The following is a 26,891-nucleotide window of genomic DNA, read 5'->3' as shown; positions in this document are numbered from 1 at the left end:
TCTAGTTTTGAAGGAATATATATTTAAAATTCCTTTTACTAGTTTTGAAGGAATATGCCTAATGATAAAAGTCTGGTAATGATGGCAGAGAGGTCACACCCGTTCCCATACCGAACACGGAAGTTAAGCTCTCTAGCGCCGATGGTAGTTGGGACCTTGTCCCTGTGAGAGTAGGACGTTGCCAGGCTTGTATTGTTCCGCAGTAGCTCAGCGGTAGAGCTATCGGCTGTTAACCGATCGGTCGTAGGTTCGATTCCTACCTGCGGAGCCATTATGCTTCCATAGCTCAGCTGGTAGAGTACTTCCATGGTAAGGAAGAGGTCACCGGTTCAAGCCCGGTTGGAAGCTTGGAAAAGTTTTTAAATTTTTGGCCCGTTGGTCAAGTGGTTAAGACACCGCCCTTTCACGGCGGTAACACGGGTTCGAATCCCGTACGGGTCACCACTTTTGGAGGATTAGCTCAGCTGGGAGAGCACCTGCCTTACAAGCAGGGGGTCGGCGGTTCGATCCCGTCATCCTCCACCATATATGTTTAAATGTCGGAGGGGTAGCGAAGTGGCTAAACGCGGCGGACTGTAAATCCGCTCCTTCGGGTTCGGCAGTTCGAATCTGCCCCCCTCCACCATTTTCTTTAAAATAACCTGAAAGGGTTTATTTTTTTGAGAAGATAACCATACTAGTAAATATTAATGGGCTATAGCCAAGCGGTAAGGCAACGGACTTTGACTCCGTCATGCGCTGGTTCGAATCCAGCTAGCCCAGCCATTTACGAGCCATTAGCTCAGTTGGTAGAGCATCTGACTTTTAATCAGAGGGTCGAAGGTTCGAATCCTTCATGGCTCACCATTTTCGCGGAAGTAGTTCAGTGGTAGAGTACAACCTTGCCAAGGTGGGGTCGCGGGTTCGAATCCCGTCTTCCCGTTATTACTAAGGGGCCTTAGCTCAGCTGGGAGAGCGCCTGCCTTGCACGCAGGAGGTCAGCGGTTCGATCCCGCTAGGCTCCACCTAAATAGAAAATCTTACATCATACGATGTAAGCTTCTTTGTGTTTAAAAAGACAACTTTTATATTTATCGTTTAGTATGAAGAAAACGTAAAAATAAGGGATGGGGGGATAATTGTGAAAGTTGTTATTGCATCTGATTCATATAAAGAAAGCCTAAAAGCTATAGAAGTATGTGGAGCTATTGAAAGAGGTTTTAGAGCGATTTTTCCTAATGCAGAGTATGTGAAAATACCAATTGGAGATGGAGGAGAAGGGACGGTTGAATCACTTGTTGATGCTACAGGGGGGAGAATTATATCAATTAGTGTGACAGGACCGCTTAGAGAAGGTGTACAAGCTTTTTATGGCATTTCTAAAGATAAAAAGACAGCGTTTATTGAAATGGCAGCAGCATCAGGATTACAGCACGTTCCAGTTGAAAAGCGCAACCCACTTATTACAACGACAAAAGGAACAGGAGAACTTATATTACATGCGCTAGATCAAGGAGTGGGGTACATAATTTTAGGACTTGGAGGAAGTGCTACAAATGATGGTGGGGCAGGTATGTTAGCAGCTTTAGGAGTAAGATTTATAAATGACAAGGGTGAAGTAATAGATCCATCTGGAGGCACATTACATTCAATTGGTGCTATTGATTTTTCACAACTGGACCCACGCTTAAAGGGAGTAAAGATAGAAGCGGCCTGTGATGTGGATAATACATTAGTCGGAATGCAGGGGGCATCTTTCGTATTTGGGAGACAAAAGGGTGCGAATGTAGAGATGATGAAAGAGCTAGATGAGAATTTAAAACATTACGCGAATATCCTTAAACGATATGTATCTTTTGATGTATCTGAAATACCTGGTGCAGGGGCAGCAGGAGGAATGGGAGCGGCTGTTATTTCAGTGTTAAAGGGAGACTTGCGAAGGGGCGTTGAAATTGTATTGAATTATACAAATTTCGATAAACATATAGAAGATGCAGATCTCATTATAACTGGTGAAGGTAGAATAGATGAACAAACTGCATATGGGAAGGCTCCTGTTGGTGTTGCGGGGCGTGCGAAACGTTTTTCTGTGCCTGTAATTGCTATTGGAGGGTCTGTATCATCTGATTATCTAGCTGTTTACGAGAAAGGAATAGATGCGGTATTTAGTATTACAACAAGACCGATGACACTAGAAGAAGCATATAGAGTAGCAGAAGAAAATATTGAAATGACAACGAAGAATATTGCAGCAGTATGGAAAATAGCGTCAGAAAAACACTTCTAAATGTAGGAGTGTTTTATTATTATTATTTGATAATAGTGATTGCGATTGTTTCATTAAGTTAACTTTATACATAGAATAGTCTTGAAATTTGATTTTCAACGTGAATATAAGTGAATAAATTGTATATCCATACAAAAAAATGTCGAGTTGAGTCAGACTATATAAAAGATTTAAAATATTTAGTGAAGGCATAAAAGGGGGATACTATCTATGAAAAAAGAAATTTCAGTTATTGGAGTTCCAATGGATTTAGGACAGATGCGTCGTGGAGTTGATATGGGACCGAGCGCGATCCGTTATGCAGGGGTAATTGAAAGAATTGAAGAAATTGGATATGACGTTAAAGATATGGGAGATATATGTATAGAGAGAGAAAAAGAGGTAGATGAAAATACAAAATTAAGAAACCTTACACAAGTTGCAACTGTATGTAATGAATTAGCAAGTAAGGTGGATCATATTATAGAAGAAGGTCGTTTTCCACTTGTATTAGGTGGTGACCATAGTATTGCTATCGGTACATTAGCTGGTGTAGCCAAACATTATAAAAACTTAGGTGTTATTTGGTATGATGCACACGGTGATTTAAATACAGAGGAAACTTCACCATCTGGAAATATTCACGGTATGTCACTTGCAGCAAGTTTAGGTTATGGACATTCTTCACTTGTAGATTTATACGGAGCATATCCAAAGGTGAAAAAAGAGAATGTTGTAATTATCGGTGCGCGTGCATTAGATGAAGGAGAAAAAGACTTCATTCGCAATGAAGGTATTAAAGTGTTCTCGATGCATGAAATTGATCGTATGGGGATGACGGCTGTTATGGAAGAAACAATCGCATATTTATCTCATACTGATGGTGTACACTTATCATTAGATTTAGATGGTCTTGATCCTCATGATGCACCAGGTGTTGGAACGCCTGTAATTGGTGGTCTATCTTATCGTGAAAGCCACTTGGCGATGGAAATGTTAGCGGAAGCTGATATTATCACATCTGCTGAATTTGTTGAGGTAAATACGATTTTAGATGAGAGAAATAGAACGGCAACAACAGCAGTTGCTTTAATGGGTTCTTTATTCGGTGAAAAACTAAAATAAATGTAAGAAAAGCAACTGAGAAGTTGCTTTTTTTATTTGAAAATAGGCGTATAATAATGATTTATATTATACTGTAAGATAAAAATGTTTGACATCTTACCAATTTGAGCTAAAGGGGGTTGTTTGTAATTGTCGTTTGTTTCATGTATGGTATAATTAACTAGTTGTTGGAAATACATACAGATAGAGCATAAAACAATATTTCAATATATGGATAGAATTGCTCGTAAGTAGGAGGAAGGGATAGCATGCCTTTTGAAGATACGACCATTTTGAAATATCTTAGTACGGCATTAGATATTGCCATTGTATGGTTTATTATATATAAGCTGATTCTCATAATCCGAGGGACGAAAGCTGTTCAACTTTTAAAAGGGATTACAGTTATCATTGTCGTTAAGATGATTAGTATTTTCCTTGAATTGCATACGTTATCTTGGCTAACTGAACAAGTATTAACATGGGGATTTTTAGCCGTTATTATTATCTTTCAGCCAGAATTGCGAAGAGCACTTGAGCAGCTAGGGCGCGGGAGTTTATTTTCGCGTGGTGGACCGCATGAGGATGATGAACCTGAAATGGTTGCAACAGCGATAGCAAAAGCAACCGAATATATGGGGAAACGTAGAATTGGTGCATTAATTACTTTGTCAAAAGAGACCGGTATGGGTGATTATGTGGAAACGGGTATTCCGCTGAATGCAAACGTATCATCGGAATTACTTATTAATATTTTCATTCCAAATACACCTCTTCATGACGGAGCGGTAATTATGCAAGGAAGTACAATTAAAGCAGCAGCATGCTATCTTCCATTATCAGAAAGTCCGTTTATTTCTAAAGAATTAGGAACTAGACATCGTGCTGCAATGGGAGTTAGTGAAGTTACTGATAGTATTACAGTAGTTGTGTCTGAAGAAACTGGTCAAATTTCTTTAACGAAAAATGGTAAGTTGCATCGTGATTTGAAGACAGAACAGCTGAAGGATATGTTATTAGCTGAATTTAGTGGGAACGAAAAAACGACTTCTTCGTCTTTATGGAATTGGAGGAGAAAGCGTCATGGATAAGTTAATGGAAAATCATTGGTTTTTAAAAGGGATCTCATTACTATTGGCGTGTATGCTTTTTATGTCAGCGACGTTAACTGAAAAAAATACGACATCAGGTATATTACCTTTTGCAAATGATACGAAAGAAACATTAACTAATTATGCGATTAACCTTAAGTATGATGAGGAGAAATATATTGTAAGTGGTATTCCAGCAGAGGGCGTTAAGGTGAAGTTAGAAGGCCCAAAAGCATCAGTTGCTACAGTAAAAGCAAAAAAACAATTTGACATACCAATTGATTTGCGAGATAGTCCAAAAGGAACTTATGAGATTTCTTTAAAAACGAACGGGCTTCCAGATGATGTGAAAGGAACAGTTCAGCCATCAACAATTAAAGTTACTCTTCATGAAAAGGCGAGAAAATATGTTCATGTAGATTTGAAATTATCAAATGAGGATCAGATGCCAGCGGGGGCTACTCTCGAAAAATCAAGCCTTAAACCGGATACTGTTGAGGTAGTTGGGACGAAAGAAGAAATTGAAAGCATTTCATCTGCCAAAGCGTATGTTGATTTAAAAGGTGTTAATAAAACTGTTACAAAAACGCCCGAAGTTACATTATACAATAAAGAAGGAAAACGTTTAAATGTAAGAACAAGTCCATCTAAGATTAGTGTAACGTTGAATGTGGCAACGCAAACTACAGCCAATAATACTGAAAAAACTGTTCCTGTAACGTATACGAAGAAGGGGAGTTTAGCAGAAGGGTTGGCAGTTACAAATATCAGTGTCGAGCCGAGAGAAGTAACGATAGCTGGTCCAAAAGATATTTTGGATAATATACAATCGCTAGAGGGGGTCGAAGTAGATTTTAGTCAATTGACAGAGTCTACAACATTCGATGCCTCTGTTTTATTACCCAAGGGTGTAACAAGTGCAAAACCGAATCAAGTGAAGGTTTCGGTGGGAGTACAAAAAACAAAACAAACGAAAACAAAAACGATTGATGGTATCCCAATCCAAAAAAATGGACTTTCTAAAGATGTTACGGCTCAGCTAATTTCGCCGCAAGATGAAAAGATAAGTGTTGATATTTCAGGAGAAGCAAGTATAGTAGATAAAATAACAGCTGCTCAAATAACAGCGGTAATTAATCTGCAAAATGTATCTTCAGGGACGAAAGATATTTCTATTCAAGTGAGTGGTCCTGGTAATATTTCAATAGAGCCAAAACAAAAAAGTGCTAAAGTTACTATTGTAAAGAAAGAAAAACCAGATAAAGAAGTACAGGGTAACGGTCAACAACCGGATTCAAACACCAATCAAGAAAATCAAAATGAGAAGCCAAAAAATCCTGAACCCGATCCAGAAAAGGAAACGGAACAGGAAAATAATCAAAACCAAAATCAAGATAAAGATAAAGAAACTAGTCAAGAACCAACAGTAGATAACCATAATCAAAAAGAGCAAGAAAAAGGAGCGAATCATAATGGGTAAATATTTTGGTACAGATGGAGTACGCGGAGTTGCAAATAAGGAGTTAACACCTGAATTAGCTTTCAAAATTGGGCGTTTTGGTGGTTATGTATTAACAAAAGATACAGATCGTCCAAAAGTAATTATCGGTCGTGATACACGTGTATCTGGCCATATGTTAGAAGGAGCTTTAGTAGCAGGTCTATTATCAACTGGAGCAGAAGTAATGCGCCTTGGCGTTATTTCTACACCGGGTGTTGCTTATTTAACAAAAGCACTAGACGCACAAGCGGGTGTTATGATTTCTGCATCTCATAATCCAGTACAAGATAACGGTATTAAATTCTTTGGTTCAGACGGCTTTAAATTAACAGATGAGCAAGAAGCTGAAATTGAAGCTTTATTAGACAAAGAAGTTGATGAACTACCACGTCCAACAGGTACTAACCTTGGACAAGTGAGCGATTACTTTGAAGGTGGACAAAAATATTTACAATACATTAAACAAACTGTTGAAGAAGACTTCTCTGGCCTACATATCGCTTTAGATTGTGCACATGGTGCCACATCTTCTTTAGCTCCATACTTATTTGCAGATTTAGAAGCTGATATTTCAACAATGGGGACTTCACCGAACGGTATGAATATTAACGAAGGTGTAGGATCTACACATCCAGAAGTATTGGCTGAATTAGTAAAAGAAAAAGGTGCTGACATCGGACTTGCTTTTGATGGCGATGGCGACCGTTTAATTGCTGTAGACGAAAAAGGAAACATCGTTGACGGTGATCAAATTATGTTTATTTGTGCGAAATACATGAAAGAAACTGGTCAATTAAAACATAATACAGTTGTTTCAACTGTTATGAGTAATTTAGGTTTCTACAAAGCACTTGAAGCAAACAATATTACAAGCGATAAAACAGCAGTTGGTGACCGCTACGTAATGGAAGAGATGAAACGCGGTGGTTACAACTTAGGTGGAGAACAATCAGGCCATATTATCTTACTTGATTACATTACAACTGGTGACGGAATGTTAAGTGCACTTCAACTTGTAAACATCATGAAAATGACGAAAAAACCATTATCTGAGCTTGCAGGAGAAATGACGAAATTCCCACAATTGCTAGTAAACGTTCGTGTAACAGATAAAAAATTAGCATTAGAAAATGAAAAAATTAAAGAAATTATTCGTGTTGTAGAGGAAGAAATGAACGGTGATGGCCGTATTCTTGTTCGTCCATCTGGAACAGAGCCACTTATTCGTGTAATGGCAGAAGCACCAACACAAGAAGTTTGTGATGCATTTGTACATCGCATTGTAGAAGTTGTGAAAGCTGAAGTTGGCGCTGAATAATTAGCTGAATTTATATGAAAAAGGGGCACAATAAGTGCTCCTTTTTCATATGTTTTATAGACGATGAAAAAAATTTCATTGACGGTTTATCCATGTTTGTTATAAGATGGTCTTGTTCTTTTTCTCAAAGGAAATATTGTAAATTATAAAAGCGCCAGAACTACAAATAGTGTAGTTGACGAGGTGGGGTTTATCGAGATTTCGGCGGATGACTCCCGGTTGTTCATCACAACCGCAAACTTTTACTTAAATCATTAAGGTGACTTAGTGGACAAAGGTGAAAGTGTGATGAGAGAAGAGGAACGGATGAAAACTAGCTGTATAAGTATATACGGACTTAAACCCAATCGAGAGGAAGGTGAAAGCCGTTACAAGCTTACAGGGCTAGCAATATGTAATCCGTTTTTTAGTATAAATAAAAATGGTATCGGACTATGTCGTTACATGTTCGCAGAGCAGTGTAAGCATTTGTAACGGCGACTAAACATGTGTGGAATCGTAGGATTTATTGGAGAGCAAGATGCAAAGGAAATTTTATTAAAAGGTTTAGAAAAGCTAGAATATCGTGGATATGATTCAGCAGGTATTGCAGTACAAGCAGAGAACGGTGTTGTTGTATACAAAGAAAAAGGCCGTATCGCAAAACTTCGTGAAATCGTAGATGAGAACGTAGCAGCAAGCGTAGGTATCGGACATACACGCTGGGCTACACACGGTGTTCCAAGTAAAGTAAACGCGCATCCGCATCAAAGTACATCAAAACGCTTTACACTAGTTCATAACGGTGTAATTGAAAACTATGAATTAGTGAAAAAGGAATATTTACAAGATGTAACGTTCGTAAGTGAAACAGATACAGAGATTATCGTACAGCTTATGGAACAACAAGTGAGCACAGGATTAAGTGTAGAAGAAGCGTTCCGTAATACGCTATCTCTTTTACATGGCTCTTATGCAATCGGATTACTTGATGCTGAAAATCCAAACATGATTTATGTTGCTAAAAACAAAAGCCCGCTATTAGTAGGTGTTGGTGACAACTTTAATGTTGTGGCAAGCGACGCTATGGCGATGTTACAAGTTACAGATCAATTTATTGAGTTAATGGATAAAGAAATCGTAATCGTAACGAAAGAAAGTATTACAATTAAAAACTTACAAGGTGAAACGATTGAACGTGCACCTTTTACAGCGGAATTAGACGCAAGTGATATTGAAAAGGGAACATATCCTCACTTCATGCTTAAAGAAATCGATGAGCAACCACTTGTAATCCGTAATATAATTCAAAAGTATCAAGATGAAAATGGCGAAATTGAATTAAATCAAGACATCCGCAATGCGATTTTAGATAGCGATCGTATTTACATCATTGCATGTGGAACGAGTTATCATGCAGGTCTTGTTGGAAAACAATTTATCGAGAAGTTTGCAAAAATGCCAGTTGAAGTACATGTAGCAAGTGAATTCTCTTACAACATGCCATTATTAACAGAAAGACCATTCTTCATTTACATTTCACAAAGTGGTGAAACAGCTGATAGCCGTGCAGTACTTGTACAAACAAATGAAATGGGTCATAAAGCATTAACAATTACAAACGTGCCTGGTTCTACTCTTTCTCGTGAAGCTGATTATACACTTCCATTATACGCTGGACCAGAAATTGCAGTTGCATCAACGAAAGCTTACACAGCACAGCTTGCAGTACTTTCAATTTTAGCAGCTGATATTGCTAAAGCAAAAGGTGAAGTTCTTGATTTCGATTTAACACACGAACTAGGACTTGTAGCAAATGCAATGATAGAACTTTGTGATCAAAAAGAAGAAATGGACGCATTAGCAAAACAATTTTTAGCAACAACGCGTAACTGTTTCTTCATCGGACGTAGCGTAGACTTCTACGTAGGATTAGAAGGTGCGTTAAAACTAAAAGAAATCTCTTACATCCAAGCAGAAGGATTCGCTGGAGGAGAGTTAAAACACGGTACAATCGCTTTAATCGAAAATGGTACACCAGTTATCGCACTTGCTACACAAGAGCACGTAAACCTTGGAATTCGTGGTAACGTGAAAGAAGTAGTAGCACGCGGTGCTAACCCATGTATCATCTCAATGAAAGGCTTAGAAATGGAAGGTGACAGCTTCGTATTACCAGCTGTCCATGAAGCACTAGCACCGCTAGTAGCAGTTATTCCATTACAACTTATCTCATACTACGCAGCACTTCACCGCGAGTGTGACGTTGATAAGCCACGTAACTTAGCTAAATCTGTTACTGTTGAGTAGGAGATTGGTAGGTTAATAAATATAGTTATAGCTTTAAAATAAATTTACAAATTTGCACCCCTTTAGATATTTTATCTAAAGGGGTGTTTTTGTGCCGAAAAAGAACATCTAGAATTGGTAAGTGGATAGAACCCTATAGATTAATGTTTTACTTTTATTTATCTGAATTTTCCGTTATCATTTTAAGTATCTGTGAAAAATCTCCTTTATTACGACAAAAAGAGACGAGAGATTTATGGACATTTCAAGGGGGGATATTGATGAAAGTGAATAAAAAAACATATCTAAGTATAGAAGAGATTATTTCATTACCAACCTTATCAAGTACAAACATAAGTGATGATGGTAAAAACGTAGCGTTTGTTAAGAAGACGGCTAACTGGAAAGACAATACATATAGGAATCATGTATGGATATATGGAAAAGAAAAGGGACAGAGTTGTTTATTGATAAATGGAGATATAGAAAGTACATGCCCATTATGGTCTCCAAATTCTAGGGATATAGCATATCTTAGCCCCGTTGGTAATGGGAAAAATCAGATCTTTGTTAAGTCACTAGATGGTTATGAAGGGGTTCAAATTACTGATGAGAAAGAAGGAGTCAGTACATTCAAATGGGGTCCTACTGGCAAGGGTCTTTATTATGTTACGCAGTCAAAAGAATGTGTGGAGATAAAGAAGCGTAGGGATCTATATGGAGAGTTTCAACATATAGGTAAGGAACACCAGAATAATTGTTTATATTACATTGAAATAGAAAAGGTGATACAAAGTGATACATATGAACACGAGAAAAGAGTTGTTTATCAATTAACTGATGGTAAGGATTTTCATATCCATGAATTTGATATTTCAAATGATGGGAAGAAGATTGTGTTTATGGCGACACCAAGCTCAAATATGGCGGATTATATAAATGGAGATTTATACATACTCCATACTAAAGCTAGAGAGCTACAAAAGCTGAATGTGGATAAGTTGTTGGGCGGTAGCGTCTGCTTTTCTCCTGAAGGCAGTAAAATATGTTACACAGCAAGCATAAGAGAGAAGGATTACTATAGAAACCATATACAAGACAGTACGTTAGAGGTATATGATATAAATACAGGAGAGGTAATTCAACCTGTAACAGATTTTGATAGTACTGTTATGCCATTACAGTGGACAGCTAAAGGAATTTTAATTAGATGGCAGGATAAAACGAATTATCGTATTGGATTACTAGCTGAAGGTGGTACTGTAGAAGCATTAAGCGAAAAAGTAGATGGCTTTATAATGGATGCTTCTATAACAAAGGATGGAAAACATATATCCTATAATAAGGCTATAACAAATGAAACCTTTGAAATCTATTTAGACGATAAAAAAATAACGGATGAAAATAACTTTTTCAAAGGGAAACTTAAAAGTAACAGGGAAATCATCTCATGGAAAAGTAGTGATGGTCTTGAAATAGAAGGTGTTTTATCAACGCCAGTAGAGTTTGACGTAAATAAAAAATATCCTTTATTAGTAGTAATTCACGGCGGTCCGGCTTGGGCATCCTTTCCGATATTTTCAGACTGCTTCAATGAGAAATATCCGATTGAACAGTTTATCGAAAAAGGCTTTATCGTTTTAGAGCCAAACTACAGAGGAAGTTCTGGTTATGGTAATGAATTTTTAAAAGCAAACTATAGAAAACAGGGAATCGCTGACTATGATGATGTTATATCAGGGGTGGATAAACTAGTTGATCAAGGGATTGTAGATAATGATAAAGTAGGAGTTATGGGATGGAGTAACGGAGGATATATATCAGCTTTCTGTTCTACATTTAGTAGCAGGTTTAAAGCTATTTCAGTTGGAGGCGGAATCACGAACTGGAGTACTCATTATGTAAATACAGATATCCCTTATTTTATTAGAATGTATTTAGGAAATACCCCATGGAATGATCGAGAGATATATACGAAGACATCACCTATGACGTATATTAAATCAGCTTGTACGCCTACCTTAATTCAACATGGGGAAAAGGATGCAAGAATTCCAATTACAAATGCATATGATCTATATCAAGGATTAAAGGATATGGAAGTTGATACAGAATTAATTATATTTAAAGGAATGGCATATAGTCCTAATCAGCCGGGAATGAATGTAGCTATTATGAAGCAGAATTTGATGTGGTTTTCACACTATATTCTTGGAGAGAGTGTAGAGGGTTTTAGGACTTTATAATGGATGTTTGTAAAAGACATAAGCTTGAAACGCTCTTCATATTGAGATGATTTATTATAAAATATATACTTAAACTACTATCCGTACACATATCAGGGAGGATTAATATGACAGGAAATAAAAATGACTTACTAGTAGAAAAACGTGAAGAGTTATTGAAAGTATTGAAAGCTCGTTTTGAGAAAAACATGAACCGCCATGAAGGTCTTGAATGGGCTAAAGTTGAAGCGAAGCTGACTACTAATAATGAAAAATTGTGGTCACTTAATGAAATGGAAGTAACTGGCGGTGAGCCGGATGTTGTTGGTTATGATGAAGAAAAGGACGAGTATACTTTCTATGATTGTTCAAAGGAGAGTCCTAAAGGCCGCAGGAGTCTTTGTTATGATCTTGAAGCGTTAGAATCAAGAAAAAAACATAAACCAGAAAATAACGTTATTGATGTTGCAAATGCTATGGGCATTGAACTATTAACTGAAGAACAATATCGGGAATTGCAAAAACTTGGGGATTTTGACATGAAATCATCAAGCTGGGTACAAACACCTTCAGATATTCGAGAACTCGGTGGTGCTCTATTTTGCGATTATCGCTTCGGGCATGTTTTCGTGTACCACAATGGAGCAGACTCTTACTATGCTGCCAGAGGTTTTCGTGGCTCGTTAAAAGTTTAAATTAGGATAAATAAGAAAAAGAGCCTATACTCAGGCTCTTTTTCTTATTTATATTTTAAAAGTAAACTGTTACTACGCAGTTTTACTTAATTTATATGTTCCGTGGTTGTTTTTATGGAAAAGTTTAGGGAGAATATAGCCATCTAATCCAATACGTCCAGCGTTCTGCCCTGCAACTAAAATGAATATAGTCAAAATAAGCAGGTTTGGGTTTACACTAACAGTTCCACTTAATAAAAATGAAAGATTCATTATGATTCCGAAAAATGCAGCTGTTTTTGTTAATCCGCCTAAAATTAAACCTAGACCTACTAAAATTTCTCCCCATTGAACTAAAAAGCTAAATAGGTCTGCGTTTGGAAGGACAAAATGTTGAAGAAAATCTGCCCACCAACTTTGTACTGCAGGGTGGTCACCTGATGCTTGAGCAATAGCACCCTTTAGAAAACCACTTGCGTCAAAAGATTGTCCGAAGACTTTGCCTATCCCAGCAGCGAGCCATGTATATCCTATGTAAAGACGTAAAAGTAATAATATGAAAGTAGCACGTTTATCAGTTCTTAAAAAATTAATAATCATTGAAATCCCTCCAATATTGTATTTACAAGTTTATTATATATTCAATGTGAAAATATTCACAATGAAGAGAATGTGAACAAGGATAGGTTGTGAGTAATTGTTTTATTTTTTGTAACATTTTATCTGTTTTGGTAAACTAAGAATAGAGATATATGTAAAGGGGACAAAGACTTAATATGTGGATGAACTTGTAATGATTAGAAATTAGATAGATGAATTTTTCTCTCATAAGTGAGGGTTTATTTAGCTATCTGTAAATCATCCAAGGACTGCATATTTGGCTTGTACATCCCTTTTGTAAGGATAGATGCCTATTTTATGTATCTGTCTTTTTTTGTGGGAAATTTTATATCTCTTATATAAAGTATGCGCCCTTTAAACTTGGAGGAGTATATGATGAATCAATTAAAAAATAAAGTAGCAGTTGTTACAGGGGTAAGTCGTCTAGATGGTATTGGGGCAGCGATTTGTAAAGAATTAGCTGAAGCAGGATACGATATGTTTTTTACGTATTGGACAGCTTACGATAAAGAGATGCCTTGGGGCGTCGATAAAAATGAACAAATACAATTAAAAGAAGAGCTATTGCAAAACGGTGTTAGAGTATCGAGCATGGAGTTAGATTTAACTCGGAATGATGCACCGAAAGAGCTTATAAATAAAGTTACTGAACAATTAGGGTACCCTCATATATTAATTAATAATGCAGCATATTCTACGAATAATGATTTCTCTACGTTGAATGCTGAAGAATTAGATAAGCATTATATGGTGAATATTCGTGCGACTACATTGTTAAGTAGTCAATTTGCCCGAGGATTTGATAAGAAATCTGGTGGTAGAATTGTTAATATTACTTCGGGACAATTTCAAGGTCCTATGGCAGGAGAACTAGCTTATGCGACAACGAAGGGAGCTATTGATGCTCTTACTAGTACATTGTCAGCAGAGGTAGCTCATTTAGGAATAACAGTGAATGCAATTAATCCAGGACCAACCGATACAGGATGGATGACTGAAGAGATAACACAAGGGTTAAAGCCGATGTTTCCTTTTGGCAGAATTGGTGAGCCAAAGGATGCAGCTAGACTCATTAAATTTTTAGTAAGTGAAGAAGCTGAGTGGATTACTGGGCAAGTTATTCATTCAGAAGGTGGATTTAAAAGATAAAAAAAGAAGGCATCTCACCCTGGTGAGATGCCTTCTTTTTTAATCTTTCTTCAATCTTCGTGCAACACCATTCCCTAAAGACTGTAATCCTTGAACGAGGATAATTAAAATAAAGACTGTTGCATACATTACTTCAGGTTCATAGCGTAAATGTCCGAAGCGGTATGCCAAGTCCCCTAGCCCTCCAGCACCTACGAGTCCAGCCATTGCTGTTGCGCCAATTAAGCCAATTGTTGCAATTGTTAATCCAAGTACAAGGGAGGGACGAGCTTCTTTCACCATGACGTGCCAAATGATTTTAATAGTAGAGATACCCATTGCTTGATAGGCCTCAATAACACCGCGATCTACTTCTAGTAAGGCTGTCTCCATTAAACGTGCGATATAAGGAGCTGTGAAGACGACAAGCGGTACGATCACACCTTGCACGCCAATGGATGTTCCCATTAGAAACTTTGTAAAAGGTAAGATGAAGAATAATAGAATGATAAATGGAAGAGAGCGAATTATATTAATAATTGTATTAAGAATAGGATAAATGATTTTATTTTCGTGCTGTCCACCAGGTCTTGTTAAAACAAGTGTTACACTAAGTGGCAGTGCAATAAGGATCGAGATGAGTAATGAAATAGATGTCATTTGAAAGGTTTGGATTGTGGCTTCCCATATGACTTTACTCCATTCATCCAAAAAGGACTTGTTTTCCATAGTCTGTTTTCCCTCCCTCTACGATGATACCTTTCTCTTGTAAGAATGCTAAAGCACGGTTTACTTCATTTTTTTCACCTTGCATATGAACGACAAGTTTCCCATATGCCTCATGTTTTAACTGTGTAATATTACCAGATAAAATATTTGGATATACTTGGAAACGTTTTGTGGCGACAGCTAGTGCTGGTTCTCCTGAAGAACTTCCTATAAAAGAAAGTGTTACAATTTCTCCAGTACTTTGTAGTTCTTTCTGTACCTCTTCTGGAATTTTCGCTGCAAATGCGCTATTTACAAATTTCTTCGTTGTTACATGTTGTGGATTTGTGAAAATATCTTTCACAGTCCCGCTTTCGACTACAGATCCATGTTCCATAACGGCAACGCGGTCGCATATACGTTGGATGACATTCATTTCATGTGTAATGAGTAAAATCGTAATTCCAATTTCTTCGTTAATCTTTAATAACAAATCAAGAATAGAATCAGTTGTTTCTGGATCTAAAGCGCTCGTTGCTTCGTCACTTAATAACACTTCAGGCTCATGTGATAGTGCACGTGCAATTGCAACGCGCTGTTTTTGACCGCCAGAAAGTTCGCTTGGATAAGCATCTTTACGGTTAAAAAGATCCACGATGCGTAAATATTTTTCTACTCTTTTTTCAATTTCCGCTTTTGGAATGCCAGCAAGCCGTAACGGTAATGCAATATTTTCATAGACGGTAACAGTTTTAAGTAAATTGAATCCTTGAAAGATCATTCCGATTTTTTGTCTCGCTTTTGCTAGTTCTTTTGTTGATAATGTTGTTAGGTCTTGTTCGTTTACAATGATATTTCCTGTCGTTGGTTTTTCTAATAGATTTACACATCGAATCAATGTGCTTTTACCAGCGCCACTATACCCAATGATTCCAAATACATCGCCTTTTTCTACTTTAAGGGAAGTAGACTTAAGAGCCTCAACATTCCCTTTTTTTGTTGTAAATACTTTGGATATGTTTTTTAATTCAATCATTATCGTCAGCTCCTACCAAGATGGTAAAACTGAACCATCAAATTTTTTCTCGATAAACTTTTTTACTTCTTTAGATTGATAAGCTTTCTTTAATTTGTTTACAACGGCATCATCTTTATTTTCAGTACGAACAACGACCCAGTTCACATATGGTGAATCTTTTCCTTCGCGGAAAATAGAATCTTTTGCTGGACTTAATTTTGCACCTAATGCAAAGTTTGTATTAATTGCAGCTGCTTTCACTTCACTTAGTTGCGTTGGTAATTGAGAAGCTTCTAATTCAACAATCTTTAAATTTTTCGGGTTTTCAATTACATCTTTCGCAGTCGCTTTTTCTGTAGCCTTCGGATCAACTTTTAAAACCCCTGCTTTTTCAAATAATTTTAAAGCTCGCAGTTCATTCGTTGGGTCATTTGGTACAGCAATTGCATCGCCCTCTTTTAAGTCTTTTACATCTTTTATGTTTTTAGAATATATGCCCATAGGGAATGTTACTGTTGAAAATACTTCAGCTAATTTCATATTGCGTTCAGCTTTAAATACATCTAAATACGATTTTGTTTGGTAGCTATTTACATCAAGGCTTTTTTCATCTAAAGATACGTTCGGCGCTACATAATCATTAAATACTTTTATATCAATTTCGAGACCATCTTTTGCTGCAACTTCTTTTACCTTTTCAAAAATTTGTTCATGTGGTCCACCTGTTACACCGACAGTAATCTTTTTCTCGTCTAATGCTTTTACCTCTTTATCTGAACTCACGCTACATGCGCCTAATAATAATACTGCTCCGCTTACAATGCTTAATAATACCTTTTTCATCTATAAATCCCCCTTCATATACGTTCCAAAATAAAAAGCACCTCCCAAAAATAAGAGAGGTGCCGAATAGACGAAATAGATTCCTCTCTTATCTTCCAAAACGAAAACTCGTTTTGCAGGAATTAGCACCTTAGCTTATATGTTATAAGCTCGGTTGCCGGGCATCATCGGGCCAGTCCCTCCGCCACTCTTGATAAGAGTATGTGTATGTAGTTTTGAATATGGTACTAATAGTAAATCGTACAAAAAGAATTGTCAATGATATTTTCAGAATATATTTTATTTTAAGGTAATCGAAACATTTCCTTTCTTATGGCCCATTTCTACATACGTATGGGCTTCTACAACTTCTTCTAATCGGTAAGTTCTATCAATAACAGGTTTTAGCTTTTTTGTTTCAGCTAGTTGTTTTAGTAGGTTCATATCTTCTTTACTGACCTTTGCCATCATTCCATTCACAGATACATATTTTCCATTAGGCATTAATGCATCTGTACAAAGAGACTTTTTATATTTTCCAACTGCATCAAATATAATATCGTAGTGCTGGCCCTGCTTAGTAAAATCTTCTTTCATATAATCAATTACGTTGTCTGCCCCTAAGGCTGTAACTAAATCGAAATTCGAACTACTACAAATAGCTGTGACAGTCGCCCCGAAGTATTTAGCAAGTTGTACGGCAGCTGTCCCTACTGAACCAGAGGCGCCGTATATAAGTACTCGTTGCCCTTTTTTTATCTGTCCTTTTCTAAGGAAGTGCAATGCTGAAGTTCCGCCAAAAGGAATAACGGCAGCTTCTTCATATGTCACATTGGTAGGTTTTAATGCTATTAATCCACTTTCATGCACGCATGTGTATTCGGCATAACCACCAAGGTTTAGTTCTGTTAATGCAAAAACTGGATCTCCTTTTTTAAATTGTGTTACATCTGTTCCAATGTCTTCGATTTCACCGGATAACTCTACGCCAAGTATAGGTTTCCTCGGTTTTCTGAAACCTAATATGATCCGCATAGGAATCCAAAATAAGAGGGGGCTATTAAAGCCACGTATTCTACAATCTCCAGTCGATACACTTGTTGCGTGAATTTTAACTAATACTTCATTTTTTTTAGGTTTAGGCTTTTCTACATTTTGAATCTGGAGAACATTAGGTGGTCCATACTTTGTGCAAATAATTGCTTTCATAATGACCTCCTGAAATGAGTTGTTATTATTTACATCATATTTAAACTTTTTCTCAAACATGTTGCTATATAGGAAAAAAATTAAAGAAGAATATTACGAATTATATAGATTTCATAGGAAAAGAGATGATATTATTTTTGGGAAGGAGGGGACGTTATGAAAAAACTTATTTTAATTTCAAGTTTAGTACTTGCAGTCGGTCTAGGAGTAGGGTGTAGTAATGAGGAAACAAAAAAGACTGATGAACCGAAAAAAGAAGCTGTGCAGAAAGAAAAGGAATTAACAGCGAAGGATGTTTTCAATAAAGCGAATGAAGCTTTTAAAAACGAAGAAAATGTAACGATGACATATGATGTGGGAATAAAGGCTGAAGGAACAGAGATGAATGTAATGAAGGCTAAAATGCAACTAGAGCCGAAGAAAAAAAACTCTCGTTCTGAAATGAATGTTTCTGGTACAGAGGTTATTGTTTATGATGTGGGTGGAAAAATTGCTGGTCAGGTGAAAAATCCTAATTCGGGTGAAGTTATGTCTGTACCAGAGGAACAATTAAATGCTAACGGAATGAATGCGACTCAAGGAATGGTAGATAATTTAGAGATTCCATCGGAAATTTTAAATAAAGTGAAGATGGAGAAAAGTGGAGATAATTATAAGCTGAATTTTGCATTAAAAGGGAAGGAGACAGAGAGTATGCTAGCTAGTATGGATGAAAAGCAGAAACAAATGCTACAAGGCCAAAATGCAAAGATAGAAGAAATAGATGGGGAATATATTATTACAAAAGATTTTAAATATGAATCAGCAAAGATAGATATGGTTATGAGTAGCAATGGTGAAGATAAAGCGCACATTATTACGGATGCAAAGTTTACATCGTATGATAAATTTGATCCAATACAATTGCCAGCAGCAAAGTAATCACTGTCAAGAGAGGTACCTGAAAGAACGGGTATCTCTTTTTGTTGCTAATAAGGAGAGTGTCCTTTGAAAAAAAGAAAGATAGCAGTGGTCATTGCGGCATATACGGTTTTGCTTGCAACGTCTGTACATACGTATAAAAAACAAATTGATCATCCTATTATGAGTGATGTAGGTAAATTGCTTCCGACAAAAATAAAACGAGTTGAAAGTGCTACGGAAGAGCACTCGTTAATAAAATTAGTGCGAGATGCAAAAGTTTCAGGAGAGAAAATTTCCATTGCAGGTATGCAACATAGCCAAGGAGGACAGACATATTATCCGAATGGTACGATGCTCGATATGAAAGGATATAATAAAATATTAGAATTTGATCCAGAGAAGAAGCGGGTTACAGTTCAAAGTGGTGTCACGTGGAATGATATTCAGAAGAAAATAAATCCATATGGCCTTGCGGTACAGGTCATGCAGTCTCAAAATATTTTTACTGTTGGTGGTTCATTAAGTGTAAATGTACACGGGCGTGATATTCGTCATGAGGCACTGATTGATACAATAGAGTCATTTAGATTGTTAATGGCAGATGGCACGGTACGTAATGTAAGTAGAGAAGAAAATGCAGCGTTATTTCCATATGTCATTGGTGGTTACGGTTTATTTGGAGTTATTTTAGATGTGACGCTGAAGTTAACAGATGATGAATTATATGAAATGCACACGAGAATGATAGATTATAAAGAATACGCATCTTATTTCAAAGAGAAAGTGAAAAGAGATGAGAATGTTCGTATGCACTTAGCACGTATTTCTGTTGCTCCAAATTCATTTTTAAAAGAGATGTATGTGACAGATTATACTTTGGCACAAAATCAAAATATGAGAGAAGAGTACAGTGAATTAAAGGAAGAAAATATTATAGCTGCACCGAAATTTTTACTTGGGTTATCACGTTATAGTGATTGGGGAAAGAATACATTTTGGAATATACAAAGAGGTTATTTTGAACGTACAGATGGAAAGTATGAGACGCGTAATAATGTTATGAGATCAGATAGTGCTTTTATGGAATATGAAAATCCAAATAGGACCGAAGTGTTACAAGAATACTTTGTGCCTATAGATGCTTTCACGGAGTATATAGATGATTTACGTAACGTATTAAATGAAGAAGAGTTTAATTTACTCAACATTACGATTCGTTACGTGGAAAAGAATGAAAATGCAGTTTTGTCCTATGCGAAAGATGATATGTTTGCGCTGGTTCTTTTAATTAACCAGGGACGCTCAGATAGTGAGATAAAGAAAACAGAAGATGTCATTCGGAAGATGATTGATGTTACTTTAAAGCATAACGGTAGTTACTATTTGCCGTATTATTCTTATCCAACGAAAGAGCAGTTAAAGAAGGCATATCCTCGTATTGAAGAATTTCTCAAGAAAAAGAAGGAAGTAGATTCAGAAGAGAGATTTGTGAATTTATTTTATAGGGAGTATACGAAATGACATATAGAAGATTTGTAGCTTCGCAAAGTATCATCATGATGGCAGGAAGTATGGTATTTCCTTTTTATATATTATTGCTTCGAAACGTTGGAAATAGCTTCTCGCAATTTGGCTGGGCGTATGGCTTATTTGCTTTAACATCAGCACTTGTATATCCACTAGTGGGAAAGGTATCTGATCAAGTAGGTGATAAAAAATTATTAATAATATACGCTTGGTCCATGGCAATCTTAATGCTTTGTTTTCCGATTGCCACGGAAGTATGGCATGTGTATCTTCTTCAAATTGTAATGGGAGTTTTAGGTGCTGTGCAGCGTAATACTGAGAAGACTTCGTTAGCACGAAAGGTTGCGCAGGAAAAGGCTGGTTATGAGATTGGAAAATACCATGTGTGGACATCCATTGGCGGAGCAGTAGCGGTTATTGCCACGGGATATTTAGTAGATTTCTTTACGATTGGTACAATTTTTTATATTGCATCTATTCTATATGTAGTAAGCGGGATTGTATTAAGTAGTAAAAAAATATAACTATTCCTATTTTCACCTTAATACCCTTTATTTGTTATACTAAAAGGGAATACAAAAGAAAAGGGGACAGTGCCTTTGATGAAATTTGTAGTTTTAGCTATTCTTACTTTGTTTTTGATTCCATGGACAAGAAGTAGTAGTAAGCTTCGAGCAGTGGATAAGAAGGGAGATAAGAAGGTTGTAAAGGGTAAGAAATCATCTATTTTAGTTATTCCTGTTTTATTTTGGATAGGTATTGCAATCTATGAATACTTTTGGCTAATTGATGATCGAGTAGATTCGATTCTTACTCATTATTCTGTTGCAGTAGCAATTTTAATTGGGCTTGTTTTATTTTCACAAAATCAAATAGGTAAATTAGAAGGTACGTTAAAAGGACTTCTAATGTTTATTTTACTCGCAAGTTACGGTTACTTTGGTTATTTGCACGATATAGTAATCTCGCAAAAGAAATATGATTCTGTTGTTAAGGTAGAGAAAGATATTTCAGAGCCATTTACTGAAAATGACCAGCCGTTTACAGTGCCGCCAAAGACAGCGGAGAATAAGATGAAAAAAGTATTTGGTGATATTCCGAAAGTAGCTTATTTTGAGCTAGGAGAATTAACGCCACAAATGGTAAACGGCGAAGCTTTATATGTAGCGCCGATTGAAGTTTCAGGATTTTTTAAAGCGCGTAAAGCTGAGACAATTCCAGGGTATGTAACGATGTCAGGTACAAATCCTGATGCGGAAGCGAAACTGCACTTCGGTTATAAAATGAAATATGTGCCAAGCATGTTTTTTGGTAATAATTTAGAGCGTGTGGTAAGGCAAGCAGAACCAGATTTAATCTTTAAAGGAAAACCTAAATTTGAGGTTGATGATAAAGGGAAACCATATTATACAATGACGTATGGTGAATTTATTTCAGGAAGATCTGGATTTGAGGTAGAAGGTGTTGTCGTAGTAGACGCACAAACAGGTGAAGTGAAAAGGTATGATAAAGGAAAGGCACCTAAATTTGTTGATGGTGTATTAAATCATGAGACTGCATCTACGTTAAATACGTACTTTGGTAAATATATTCACGGATTTTGGAATACGAAATTCTCGCAAACTGATATGAAGATTCCGACTGAGTGGGGAACGAAAGAAGGCGTGACCCCGATCTTTGGTAAAGATGGAACACTATATTATTTTACAGACTTTACTTCTCCAAAAGAAGGAGTAGATTCAGCCCTAGGCTATTCATTAGTAGATGCACGCACAGGCAAGCTATATTACTATAATGGAAAAGAAGTGAAGGGGATTATGGATGGTTCAGCAGCTACAGAAGTAGTGGATAATTCCTTTAAGAGAGAGAAATGGCATGGGACAATGCCTGTCATTTATAACGTATACGGTAAACCAGCTTGGATTATTCCGGTTGTTGATGATGGAGGCCTAGTACGTGCACATACAGTTGTATATGCTGCTAATGCAAAAATATTTGCGACAGGTTCTTCGCAGAAAGAAGCGCTTGAGAATTATAAAAACGTAATGAGCGGTAATGGTGATACCTTTAGACCAACCTCAACAGGAAAAGAAGCGCAAAAAGAAGGTATTGTACAACGTGTATATAAAGAGAAATCAGGTGAAAATACAATCGTGTACGTACTTTTAGAGAATGAACAAAAGGTATTTATGATACCGGTGAAGAAATTCCCGTATGCTATGTTTACAGAAGTAGGAGACCCAATTCAAATTACATATTTAGATACAGGAGAGACGATGGCCTCAGTATCTAAATTTACGAATAGCAATGTGAAAAAGTAAAGCGATAGAATTTCTATCGCTTTTTTTACATTATGAAAGAGGAAAATGCGCTGTACTTGACGTATGTTTATGATGTAACTATAATTGTTACGATTCAGTGTGTATAGGAAAGGGTGAATTGAAAAAGTGAATGAAGTTAATCATGAAATATATAAACCTGTAAAGGCAAACAGGTTATGGATGATTCTTGTATTAGGAACACTTACGGCGATTGGGCCATTATCTATTGATATGTATTTGCCTTCATTACCGAAGTTAACGGATGACTTGCAAACAGGTGCATCCCTAGCGCAGCTTACATTAACAGCTTGTCTGCTTGGGCTGTCGGTAGGACAATTATTTGTTGGCTCAATTAGTGACATTTACGGAAGACGCAAACCACTTATTATTGCTCTTATTATTTATGTTGCTTCTTCTTTACTTTGTGCTGTTGCGCCATCTATTTGGACATTAGTGTTATTGCGCTTCCTACAAGGAGCTTCAGGATCAGCCGGGATTGTTATATCACGTGCGATGGTACGTGATATGTACTCAGGTTCTGAAATGACGAAGTTTTTCTCATTGCTTATGTTAGTAAACGGAGCAGCACCTATTTTGGCACCGATTATTGGGGGGCAATTATTACAGTTTACAACGTGGCGCGGTGTTTTCATCGTTCTTGGAGCAATTAGCGTATTCATGTTAATCTCAGCTACTTTTGTATTGCGTGAAACATTACCTCCTGAAGAAAGAGAAACGGGTGGTTTGTCAGGGACTTTGGCGACGTACGGAAAATTGTTAAAGGACCGTCTGTTTATGGGATATGCATTGTCACAAGGATTAGTAACAGCGGCAATGTTTGCATACATTTCGGGCTCACCATTTGTGTTGCAGAACATATACGGAGCATCACCACAGCAATTTAGTTTATTCTTTGCGATTAACGGCATCGGTATTATTATTGCTAGTCAGGTAACGGGTCGTTTAGCGGGGAAAGTGAATGAGAAGACATTATTTGTTGCTGGTATTATTATCGCAGCTGTTGGTGGCCTATCTTTACTACTGACAATCGTACTAGGAATAGGTTTAATCGGTGTTTTATGTTCGTTATTCCTTGTTGTATCAAGTGTCGGGGTTGTATCAACAACTGGGTTCTCATTAGCGATGAGAAATCAGAAGCAAGCTGCAGGAACAGCGTCAGCTTTATTAGGCTTATTACAGTTCATTTCAGGAGCGCTTGTCGCTCCGCTAGTAGGTATTGGTGGGAGTAATACAGCGTTACCGATGGGTGTTGTTATTGCGCTTTGTGAAGTAGGGGCAGTATTATGTTATCTATTTATGGCCAGAAGAAGTGAGAAGCAGTTTGAACTGCAACAAAGACAAAATTTAGAGGCTTAACAAAAAAGAACTGATTCAAAGGGAATGTTTGAATCAGTTCTTTTTTTCATTTCTTTGAAATACCTCATACATATTATTCATGATCGTATCATATAAAACAGCAAGTTTATCCCACACCCAGCGATTACTATCGACTTCTTTTTCCCCACAGTCGATAATATCGGTATGGTCAGTAATTTTATACGCTTTTTTAACGATAATAGGAGCAATCTTCGGTATACGTGGGATTTCCTTTAAGGTATCTGCAAAGTTTCCAATGTAGACATGACCGATGATTTCGATTGTTAATGATTTATCCGATATATTTAGCACGGTATGAAATTGATTTGTATGTTGTTGTTTTAAATATTGAGCTAACTTAAATGGAGCATGCTTCTTCTTTAATACGCGGCGAAGGCTCTCTGTATTTTCGATATGAAGTGATTTTTCGCGAATAAGGACACGAATATCTTCTCCCATAAAAGGCATTGTGTTGTACATAGATGATTCTCCTTAAAACCTTACATATGTTTGCGTTATGCATATGTAAGTCTAGCATGGTTTGTTCTTTATGTGTGCTTACAGTTTTGTAAGGTGATGTAGTAAAGCATTGCAAAAGTTATTTGTATAAAGTGACGATACTGTGACAAACATGTTGGTATATATATTACGATGTCGTCTTAAGTGTAAAAAGTAGGGCGTTCTCGGTATAATAACAAGTGGAGATAAAAGAAACTATAATGAGTAATAGCTGTAGATAAAAGGAGAAGAAGAGATGAAGAAGGTTTTGGGTATTGCTGTAATGGGAAGTATGATCCTTCTAGCAGGATGTAATGGAAATAAAGATACGAAAGAACCGAAAGAAAAGGTAGAGCAATCTACTGAACAAACAGAAGAGATGAAAGAATACCTTGCAGTACATGAAAAATACGATATAAAAATGAATAAAGAAATTAATAAAGCACTGCAGTTATTTGAAGTGGCAAAAGAAAAGGGCGGTAAGGAAATAACGAATGCAACATATAAAGAAGACGTGCAAAAGGTAACAACGAGCATGTTAGAAGATATTGATCATATACGTAAAGAAATTCGTGTTCCGAAGTCGAAAGAGCAAGAACATGAGGTATATGTTGGTTTCTTGAATGAATCAGAACAAGCGATGAAAAAATTACAGAAGTTAGCTAAAGAAGAAGATTCATCGTTGATTCGTGATATAGAAATTAACTTTGCAACAGCATCGACATACTATAAACGTTTTCAAGCAGAAACGAAAAAATAACCTTGCCTGTGCAAGGTTATTTTTTCTTCTTGCCATCTCCGTCTTCATCCTCAGATACTAATATTTTCTGTTCTTCGTGAAATTCGGAAATAGTTTGCCCGGTAATATTATCGAAAGGAGTATAAAAAGAAGTAATACGTTTCTTTTTAATAAAGAGTTTATAGGAGCCGATGATGACAAGTATAACGATTGTTAAGGGTAATCCTATAGTAGCAAGAAGTAAGGGGGCCATCTTATAACTCCTTTAACATCATTTCTTTTTATGATAAGCCGAAAACTGTAATTTCGATAAATGAATTAAAAACTGATTTTTCTAAATTTATCCAATTCGATTGACTTTTCAATTTTTCAGAATTATAATTCGAAATATACAATTTGAACCAAATAATAATATAGCAATTTACTTATCCAGAGAGGTAGAGGGACTGGCCCTATGACACCTCAGCAGCGGGTTCTGTAATAGGAACACCGTGCTAATTCCAGCAAGCAAGTCTTGAAAGATAAGTGATGGGCCTTTTTTTGTTAAGCCTTGATCTTATTTTTTAAGATCAAGGCTTTTTGTATTCTAAAAAGAGAAAAGGGAGTAATGGAAAAAGTACATTCATAAAACAAGGTAAATTCATGTGTTTAGGGGGTTATTGAAGTGTATGTAATTAAAAAATTATCGGTTATGGTGTTCACACTATGGGTTATTACGACAGTGACATTTCTAATTATGCATATTATTCCGGGAGATCCATTTTCATCAGATGCAAAAATCTTTCCTGAAGAAGTGATCCAAAACATGAGAGCGAAGTATCACCTTGATGAACCGTTATGGAATCAATATGTTGCTTATTTAGACGGTGTAGTTCATTTTGATTTTGGTGAATCGGTTCAATCAACCGGGCAAGGTGTATCAGAAATTATAACAACTGGCTTTGGTCCATCAGCAATTATTGGTCTACAAGCACTTGTTATTTCATTGTTAGTAGGAATTGCGGCAGGGACATTTGCTGCTCTATATCATGGGAGAGTAATTGACTATAGTGTGAGTTTGCTCGCAATTTTAGGTATTTCTATTCCAAGTTTTATTTTAGCACCACTATTTATACAAGTATTCGCTATCCAATTTGAGTTTTTACCAGTAGCCTCTTGGGGAACATTCGAACATACGGTATTGCCATCCTTTGCATTAGCGTTAGGGCCAATCGCAGTTATTACAAGGTTTGTTCGTTCTAATATGATCGAAGTACTGCAGAGTGATTATATTAAGCTAGCAAGAGCAAAAGGTATACCAATTAAGAAGATTATTATAAGACACGCTCTTCGAAATGCGATTGTTCCAGTACTTACATTTGTTGGACCGTTAATGGCTGGACTCTTAACAGGGACTTTCGTTATTGAAAAAATCTTTTCAATTCCTGGCCTAGGAAAATATTTTGTAGATAGTATTTTTAACCGAGACTATCCGGTGATTATGGGAACAACGATTTTCTATAGTGCATTATTAATTGCTTGTATTTTCATTACAGATATTATTCATCGCATTGTTGATCCGCGTATTCGTTCTATTACATAAGGAGGGGGGATA

Annotated in this window: 24 protein-coding genes, 9 tRNA genes, 1 rRNA gene and 2 riboswitches; of the genes, 27 read left to right on the top strand and 7 right to left on the bottom strand. The window is 36.6% G+C overall.

Annotated elements, in window-relative coordinates; translation table 11 throughout:
- The first annotated feature begins 71 nt into the window (after positions 1–71).
- The 19 genes from rrf to DN403_RS22695 all read left to right on the top strand — a co-directional run bounded on the left by rrf (position 72) and on the right by DN403_RS22695 (position 12,447).
- Positions 72–187: ribosomal RNA gene (gene rrf / locus DN403_RS22785) — 5S ribosomal RNA — on the top strand.
- A gap of 9 nt (positions 188–196) precedes the next feature.
- A tRNA-Asn gene (locus tag DN403_RS22780) sits at positions 197–271 on the top strand.
- Positions 272–275: 4 nt separating this feature from the next.
- Positions 276–348 (top strand) — tRNA-Thr (locus DN403_RS22775).
- 21 nt (positions 349–369) lie between these two features.
- Positions 370–444: transfer RNA gene (locus DN403_RS22770), tRNA-Glu, on the top strand.
- Positions 445–449: 5 nt separating this feature from the next.
- Positions 450–525 (top strand) — tRNA-Val (locus tag DN403_RS22765).
- Between the two features lie 16 nt (positions 526–541).
- Positions 542–625, top strand: a tRNA-Tyr gene (locus DN403_RS22760).
- A 65-nt stretch (positions 626–690) separates the two neighbouring features.
- Positions 691–765, top strand: a tRNA-Gln gene (locus tag DN403_RS22755).
- A 5-nt stretch (positions 766–770) separates the two neighbouring features.
- Positions 771–846: transfer RNA gene (locus DN403_RS22750), tRNA-Lys, on the top strand.
- Positions 847–850: 4 nt separating this feature from the next.
- Positions 851–922 (top strand) — tRNA-Gly (locus DN403_RS22745).
- Positions 923–931: 9 nt separating this feature from the next.
- Positions 932–1,004 (top strand) — tRNA-Ala (locus DN403_RS22740).
- 116 nt (positions 1,005–1,120) lie between these two features.
- Positions 1,121–2,266, top strand: coding sequence for a glycerate kinase (locus tag DN403_RS22735; protein ID WP_000869595.1), 1,146 nt, complete (start codon positions 1,121–1,123; stop codon positions 2,264–2,266).
- Between the two features lie 210 nt (positions 2,267–2,476).
- Positions 2,477–3,370, top strand: a complete 894-nt coding sequence (gene rocF, locus DN403_RS22730) for an arginase (protein WP_000711565.1) — start codon at positions 2,477–2,479, stop codon at positions 3,368–3,370.
- Positions 3,371–3,618: 248 nt separating this feature from the next.
- The gene (cdaA, locus tag DN403_RS22725; RefSeq protein WP_001115692.1) at positions 3,619–4,440 is read left to right on the top strand and encodes a diadenylate cyclase CdaA; all 822 of its coding nucleotides are present in this window, start codon (positions 3,619–3,621) and stop codon (positions 4,438–4,440) included.
- Positions 4,433–5,920 carry a CdaR family protein gene (locus DN403_RS22720; RefSeq protein WP_000359605.1) on the top strand — a complete coding sequence of 496 codons (1,488 nt, stop codon included), beginning with the start codon at positions 4,433–4,435 and terminating at the stop codon, positions 5,918–5,920. Before cdaA ends, DN403_RS22720 begins: the two co-directional genes overlap by 8 nt.
- Positions 5,913–7,259: a phosphoglucosamine mutase gene (gene glmM, locus DN403_RS22715; RefSeq protein ID WP_000521478.1), complete on the top strand. Its 1,347-nt coding sequence runs from the start codon at positions 5,913–5,915 to the stop codon at positions 7,257–7,259. The genes DN403_RS22720 and glmM overlap by 8 nt, the downstream gene beginning before the upstream one ends.
- A 288-nt stretch (positions 7,260–7,547) precedes the next feature.
- A complete protein-coding gene (locus DN403_RS22710; protein WP_001206405.1) occupies positions 7,548–7,733 on the top strand; it encodes a hypothetical protein in 186 nt (61 codons plus the stop codon).
- 12 nt (positions 7,734–7,745) lie between these two features.
- The gene (glmS, locus tag DN403_RS22705) at positions 7,746–9,548 is read left to right on the top strand and encodes a glutamine--fructose-6-phosphate transaminase (isomerizing) (RefSeq protein ID WP_000334155.1); all 1,803 of its coding nucleotides are present in this window, start codon (positions 7,746–7,748) and stop codon (positions 9,546–9,548) included.
- A 260-nt stretch (positions 9,549–9,808) separates the two neighbouring features.
- On the top strand, positions 9,809–11,773 hold the full coding sequence (locus tag DN403_RS22700; RefSeq protein ID WP_000867580.1) for a S9 family peptidase: 1,965 nt from the start codon (positions 9,809–9,811) through the stop codon (positions 11,771–11,773).
- Between the two features lie 107 nt (positions 11,774–11,880).
- The gene (locus tag DN403_RS22695) at positions 11,881–12,447 is read left to right on the top strand and encodes a DUF4256 domain-containing protein (protein WP_000147385.1); all 567 of its coding nucleotides are present in this window, start codon (positions 11,881–11,883) and stop codon (positions 12,445–12,447) included.
- Between the two features lie 72 nt (positions 12,448–12,519).
- Here DN403_RS22695 and DN403_RS22690 read toward each other — a convergent pair whose 3' ends face one another.
- Positions 12,520–13,026 (bottom strand): DoxX family membrane protein, encoded by a 507-nt coding sequence (locus DN403_RS22690; RefSeq protein WP_000586148.1) that lies wholly within the window; start codon positions 13,024–13,026, stop codon positions 12,520–12,522.
- A gap of 393 nt (positions 13,027–13,419) precedes the next feature.
- Between DN403_RS22690 and DN403_RS22685 the strand changes: the two genes are divergently transcribed.
- Entirely contained in the window at positions 13,420–14,196 is a 777-nt protein-coding gene (locus tag DN403_RS22685; RefSeq protein ID WP_002083983.1) for an SDR family oxidoreductase, read from the top strand.
- A gap of 39 nt (positions 14,197–14,235) precedes the next feature.
- Here the strand turns inward: DN403_RS22685 and DN403_RS22680 are convergent, their stop codons facing one another.
- The 4 genes from DN403_RS22680 to DN403_RS22665 form a co-directional block, all read right to left on the bottom strand.
- Complete coding sequence (locus DN403_RS22680) at positions 14,236–14,904, bottom strand: methionine ABC transporter permease (RefSeq protein ID WP_000428878.1); 669 nt, start codon at positions 14,902–14,904, stop codon at positions 14,236–14,238.
- A complete protein-coding gene (locus tag DN403_RS22675) occupies positions 14,879–15,919 on the bottom strand; it encodes a methionine ABC transporter ATP-binding protein (protein ID WP_000571305.1) in 1,041 nt (346 codons plus the stop codon). The genes DN403_RS22680 and DN403_RS22675 overlap by 26 nt, the downstream gene beginning before the upstream one ends.
- Positions 15,920–15,931: 12 nt before the next feature.
- Positions 15,932–16,744 carry a MetQ/NlpA family ABC transporter substrate-binding protein gene (locus DN403_RS22670; protein ID WP_016078962.1) on the bottom strand — a complete coding sequence of 271 codons (813 nt, stop codon included), beginning with the start codon at positions 16,742–16,744 and terminating at the stop codon, positions 15,932–15,934.
- Positions 16,745–16,829: 85 nt separating this feature from the next.
- Positions 16,830–16,944: riboswitch (SAM riboswitch) on the bottom strand.
- 79 nt (positions 16,945–17,023) lie between these two features.
- Positions 17,024–17,932, bottom strand: coding sequence for an NAD(P)-dependent alcohol dehydrogenase (locus tag DN403_RS22665; protein ID WP_000643849.1), 909 nt, complete (start codon positions 17,930–17,932; stop codon positions 17,024–17,026).
- Between the two features lie 156 nt (positions 17,933–18,088).
- Between DN403_RS22665 and DN403_RS22660 the strand changes: the two genes are divergently transcribed.
- The 5 genes from DN403_RS22660 to DN403_RS22640 all read left to right on the top strand — a co-directional run bounded on the left by DN403_RS22660 (position 18,089) and on the right by DN403_RS22640 (position 24,060).
- A complete protein-coding gene (locus DN403_RS22660; RefSeq protein WP_000733610.1) occupies positions 18,089–18,853 on the top strand; it encodes a DUF6612 family protein in 765 nt (254 codons plus the stop codon).
- A 66-nt stretch (positions 18,854–18,919) separates the two neighbouring features.
- A complete protein-coding gene (locus tag DN403_RS22655) occupies positions 18,920–20,356 on the top strand; it encodes an FAD-binding oxidoreductase (RefSeq protein ID WP_016078963.1) in 1,437 nt (478 codons plus the stop codon).
- A complete protein-coding gene (locus tag DN403_RS22650) occupies positions 20,353–20,886 on the top strand; it encodes an MFS transporter (RefSeq protein WP_000222368.1) in 534 nt (177 codons plus the stop codon). Before DN403_RS22655 ends, DN403_RS22650 begins: the two co-directional genes overlap by 4 nt.
- Before the next feature lie 78 nt (positions 20,887–20,964).
- Entirely contained in the window at positions 20,965–22,683 is a 1,719-nt protein-coding gene (locus DN403_RS22645; protein ID WP_149185760.1) for a DUF3981 domain-containing protein, read from the top strand.
- Between the two features lie 117 nt (positions 22,684–22,800).
- Entirely contained in the window at positions 22,801–24,060 is a 1,260-nt protein-coding gene (locus tag DN403_RS22640) for a multidrug effflux MFS transporter (protein WP_223266695.1), read from the top strand.
- A 33-nt stretch (positions 24,061–24,093) separates the two neighbouring features.
- Here the strand turns inward: DN403_RS22640 and DN403_RS22635 are convergent, their stop codons facing one another.
- On the bottom strand, positions 24,094–24,540 hold the full coding sequence (locus DN403_RS22635) for a hypothetical protein (RefSeq protein WP_000282869.1): 447 nt from the start codon (positions 24,538–24,540) through the stop codon (positions 24,094–24,096).
- A 274-nt stretch (positions 24,541–24,814) separates the two neighbouring features.
- Here DN403_RS22635 and DN403_RS22630 point away from each other — a divergent pair, with 274 nt between their 5' ends.
- Entirely contained in the window at positions 24,815–25,318 is a 504-nt protein-coding gene (locus DN403_RS22630) for a hypothetical protein (protein ID WP_000756523.1), read from the top strand.
- Positions 25,319–25,334: 16 nt separating this feature from the next.
- Here DN403_RS22630 and DN403_RS22625 read toward each other — a convergent pair whose 3' ends face one another.
- Positions 25,335–25,550 (bottom strand): DUF3951 domain-containing protein, encoded by a 216-nt coding sequence (locus DN403_RS22625; RefSeq protein WP_000035364.1) that lies wholly within the window; start codon positions 25,548–25,550, stop codon positions 25,335–25,337.
- A gap of 169 nt (positions 25,551–25,719) precedes the next feature.
- A riboswitch (SAM riboswitch) is annotated at positions 25,720–25,825 on the top strand.
- Between the two features lie 136 nt (positions 25,826–25,961).
- Between DN403_RS22625 and DN403_RS22620 the strand changes: the two genes are divergently transcribed.
- Positions 25,962–26,879, top strand: a complete 918-nt coding sequence (locus DN403_RS22620; protein ID WP_000289326.1) for an ABC transporter permease — start codon at positions 25,962–25,964, stop codon at positions 26,877–26,879.
- Positions 26,880–26,891: the final 12 nt, after the last annotated feature.

The sequence above is a fragment of the Bacillus sp. AY2-1 genome (assembly GCF_008368965.1).
Lineage (GTDB): Bacteria > Bacillota > Bacilli > Bacillales > Bacillaceae_G > Bacillus_A > Bacillus_A thuringiensis_S.
This window is presented reverse-complemented; position numbering and strand designations above follow the sequence as displayed.

Coding starts and splice junctions, on each gene's coding strand:
- rocF (WP_000711565.1), top strand. CDS start 2,477: ATGAAAAAAGAAATTTCAGTTATTGGAGTTCCAATGGATTTAGGACAG.
- cdaA (WP_001115692.1), top strand. CDS start 3,619: ATGCCTTTTGAAGATACGACCATTTTGAAATATCTTAGTACGGCATTA.
- DN403_RS22720 (WP_000359605.1), top strand. CDS start 4,433: ATGGATAAGTTAATGGAAAATCATTGGTTTTTAAAAGGGATCTCATTA.
- glmM (WP_000521478.1), top strand. CDS start 5,913: ATGGGTAAATATTTTGGTACAGATGGAGTACGCGGAGTTGCAAATAAG.
- DN403_RS22710 (WP_001206405.1), top strand. CDS start 7,548: ATGAGAGAAGAGGAACGGATGAAAACTAGCTGTATAAGTATATACGGA.
- glmS (WP_000334155.1), top strand. CDS start 7,746: ATGTGTGGAATCGTAGGATTTATTGGAGAGCAAGATGCAAAGGAAATT.
- DN403_RS22700 (WP_000867580.1), top strand. CDS start 9,809: ATGAAAGTGAATAAAAAAACATATCTAAGTATAGAAGAGATTATTTCA.
- DN403_RS22695 (WP_000147385.1), top strand. CDS start 11,881: ATGACAGGAAATAAAAATGACTTACTAGTAGAAAAACGTGAAGAGTTA.
- DN403_RS22690 (WP_000586148.1), bottom strand. CDS start 13,026: ATGATTATTAATTTTTTAAGAACTGATAAACGTGCTACTTTCATATTA.
- DN403_RS22685 (WP_002083983.1), top strand. CDS start 13,420: ATGATGAATCAATTAAAAAATAAAGTAGCAGTTGTTACAGGGGTAAGT.
- DN403_RS22680 (WP_000428878.1), bottom strand. CDS start 14,904: ATGGAAAACAAGTCCTTTTTGGATGAATGGAGTAAAGTCATATGGGAA.
- DN403_RS22675 (WP_000571305.1), bottom strand. CDS start 15,919: ATGATTGAATTAAAAAACATATCCAAAGTATTTACAACAAAAAAAGGG.
- DN403_RS22670 (WP_016078962.1), bottom strand. CDS start 16,744: ATGAAAAAGGTATTATTAAGCATTGTAAGCGGAGCAGTATTATTATTA.
- DN403_RS22665 (WP_000643849.1), bottom strand. CDS start 17,932: ATGAAAGCAATTATTTGCACAAAGTATGGACCACCTAATGTTCTCCAG.
- DN403_RS22660 (WP_000733610.1), top strand. CDS start 18,089: ATGAAAAAACTTATTTTAATTTCAAGTTTAGTACTTGCAGTCGGTCTA.
- DN403_RS22650 (WP_000222368.1), top strand. CDS start 20,353: ATGACATATAGAAGATTTGTAGCTTCGCAAAGTATCATCATGATGGCA.
- DN403_RS22645 (WP_149185760.1), top strand. CDS start 20,965: ATGAAATTTGTAGTTTTAGCTATTCTTACTTTGTTTTTGATTCCATGG.
- DN403_RS22635 (WP_000282869.1), bottom strand. CDS start 24,540: ATGTACAACACAATGCCTTTTATGGGAGAAGATATTCGTGTCCTTATT.
- DN403_RS22630 (WP_000756523.1), top strand. CDS start 24,815: ATGAAGAAGGTTTTGGGTATTGCTGTAATGGGAAGTATGATCCTTCTA.
- DN403_RS22625 (WP_000035364.1), bottom strand. CDS start 25,550: ATGGCCCCCTTACTTCTTGCTACTATAGGATTACCCTTAACAATCGTT.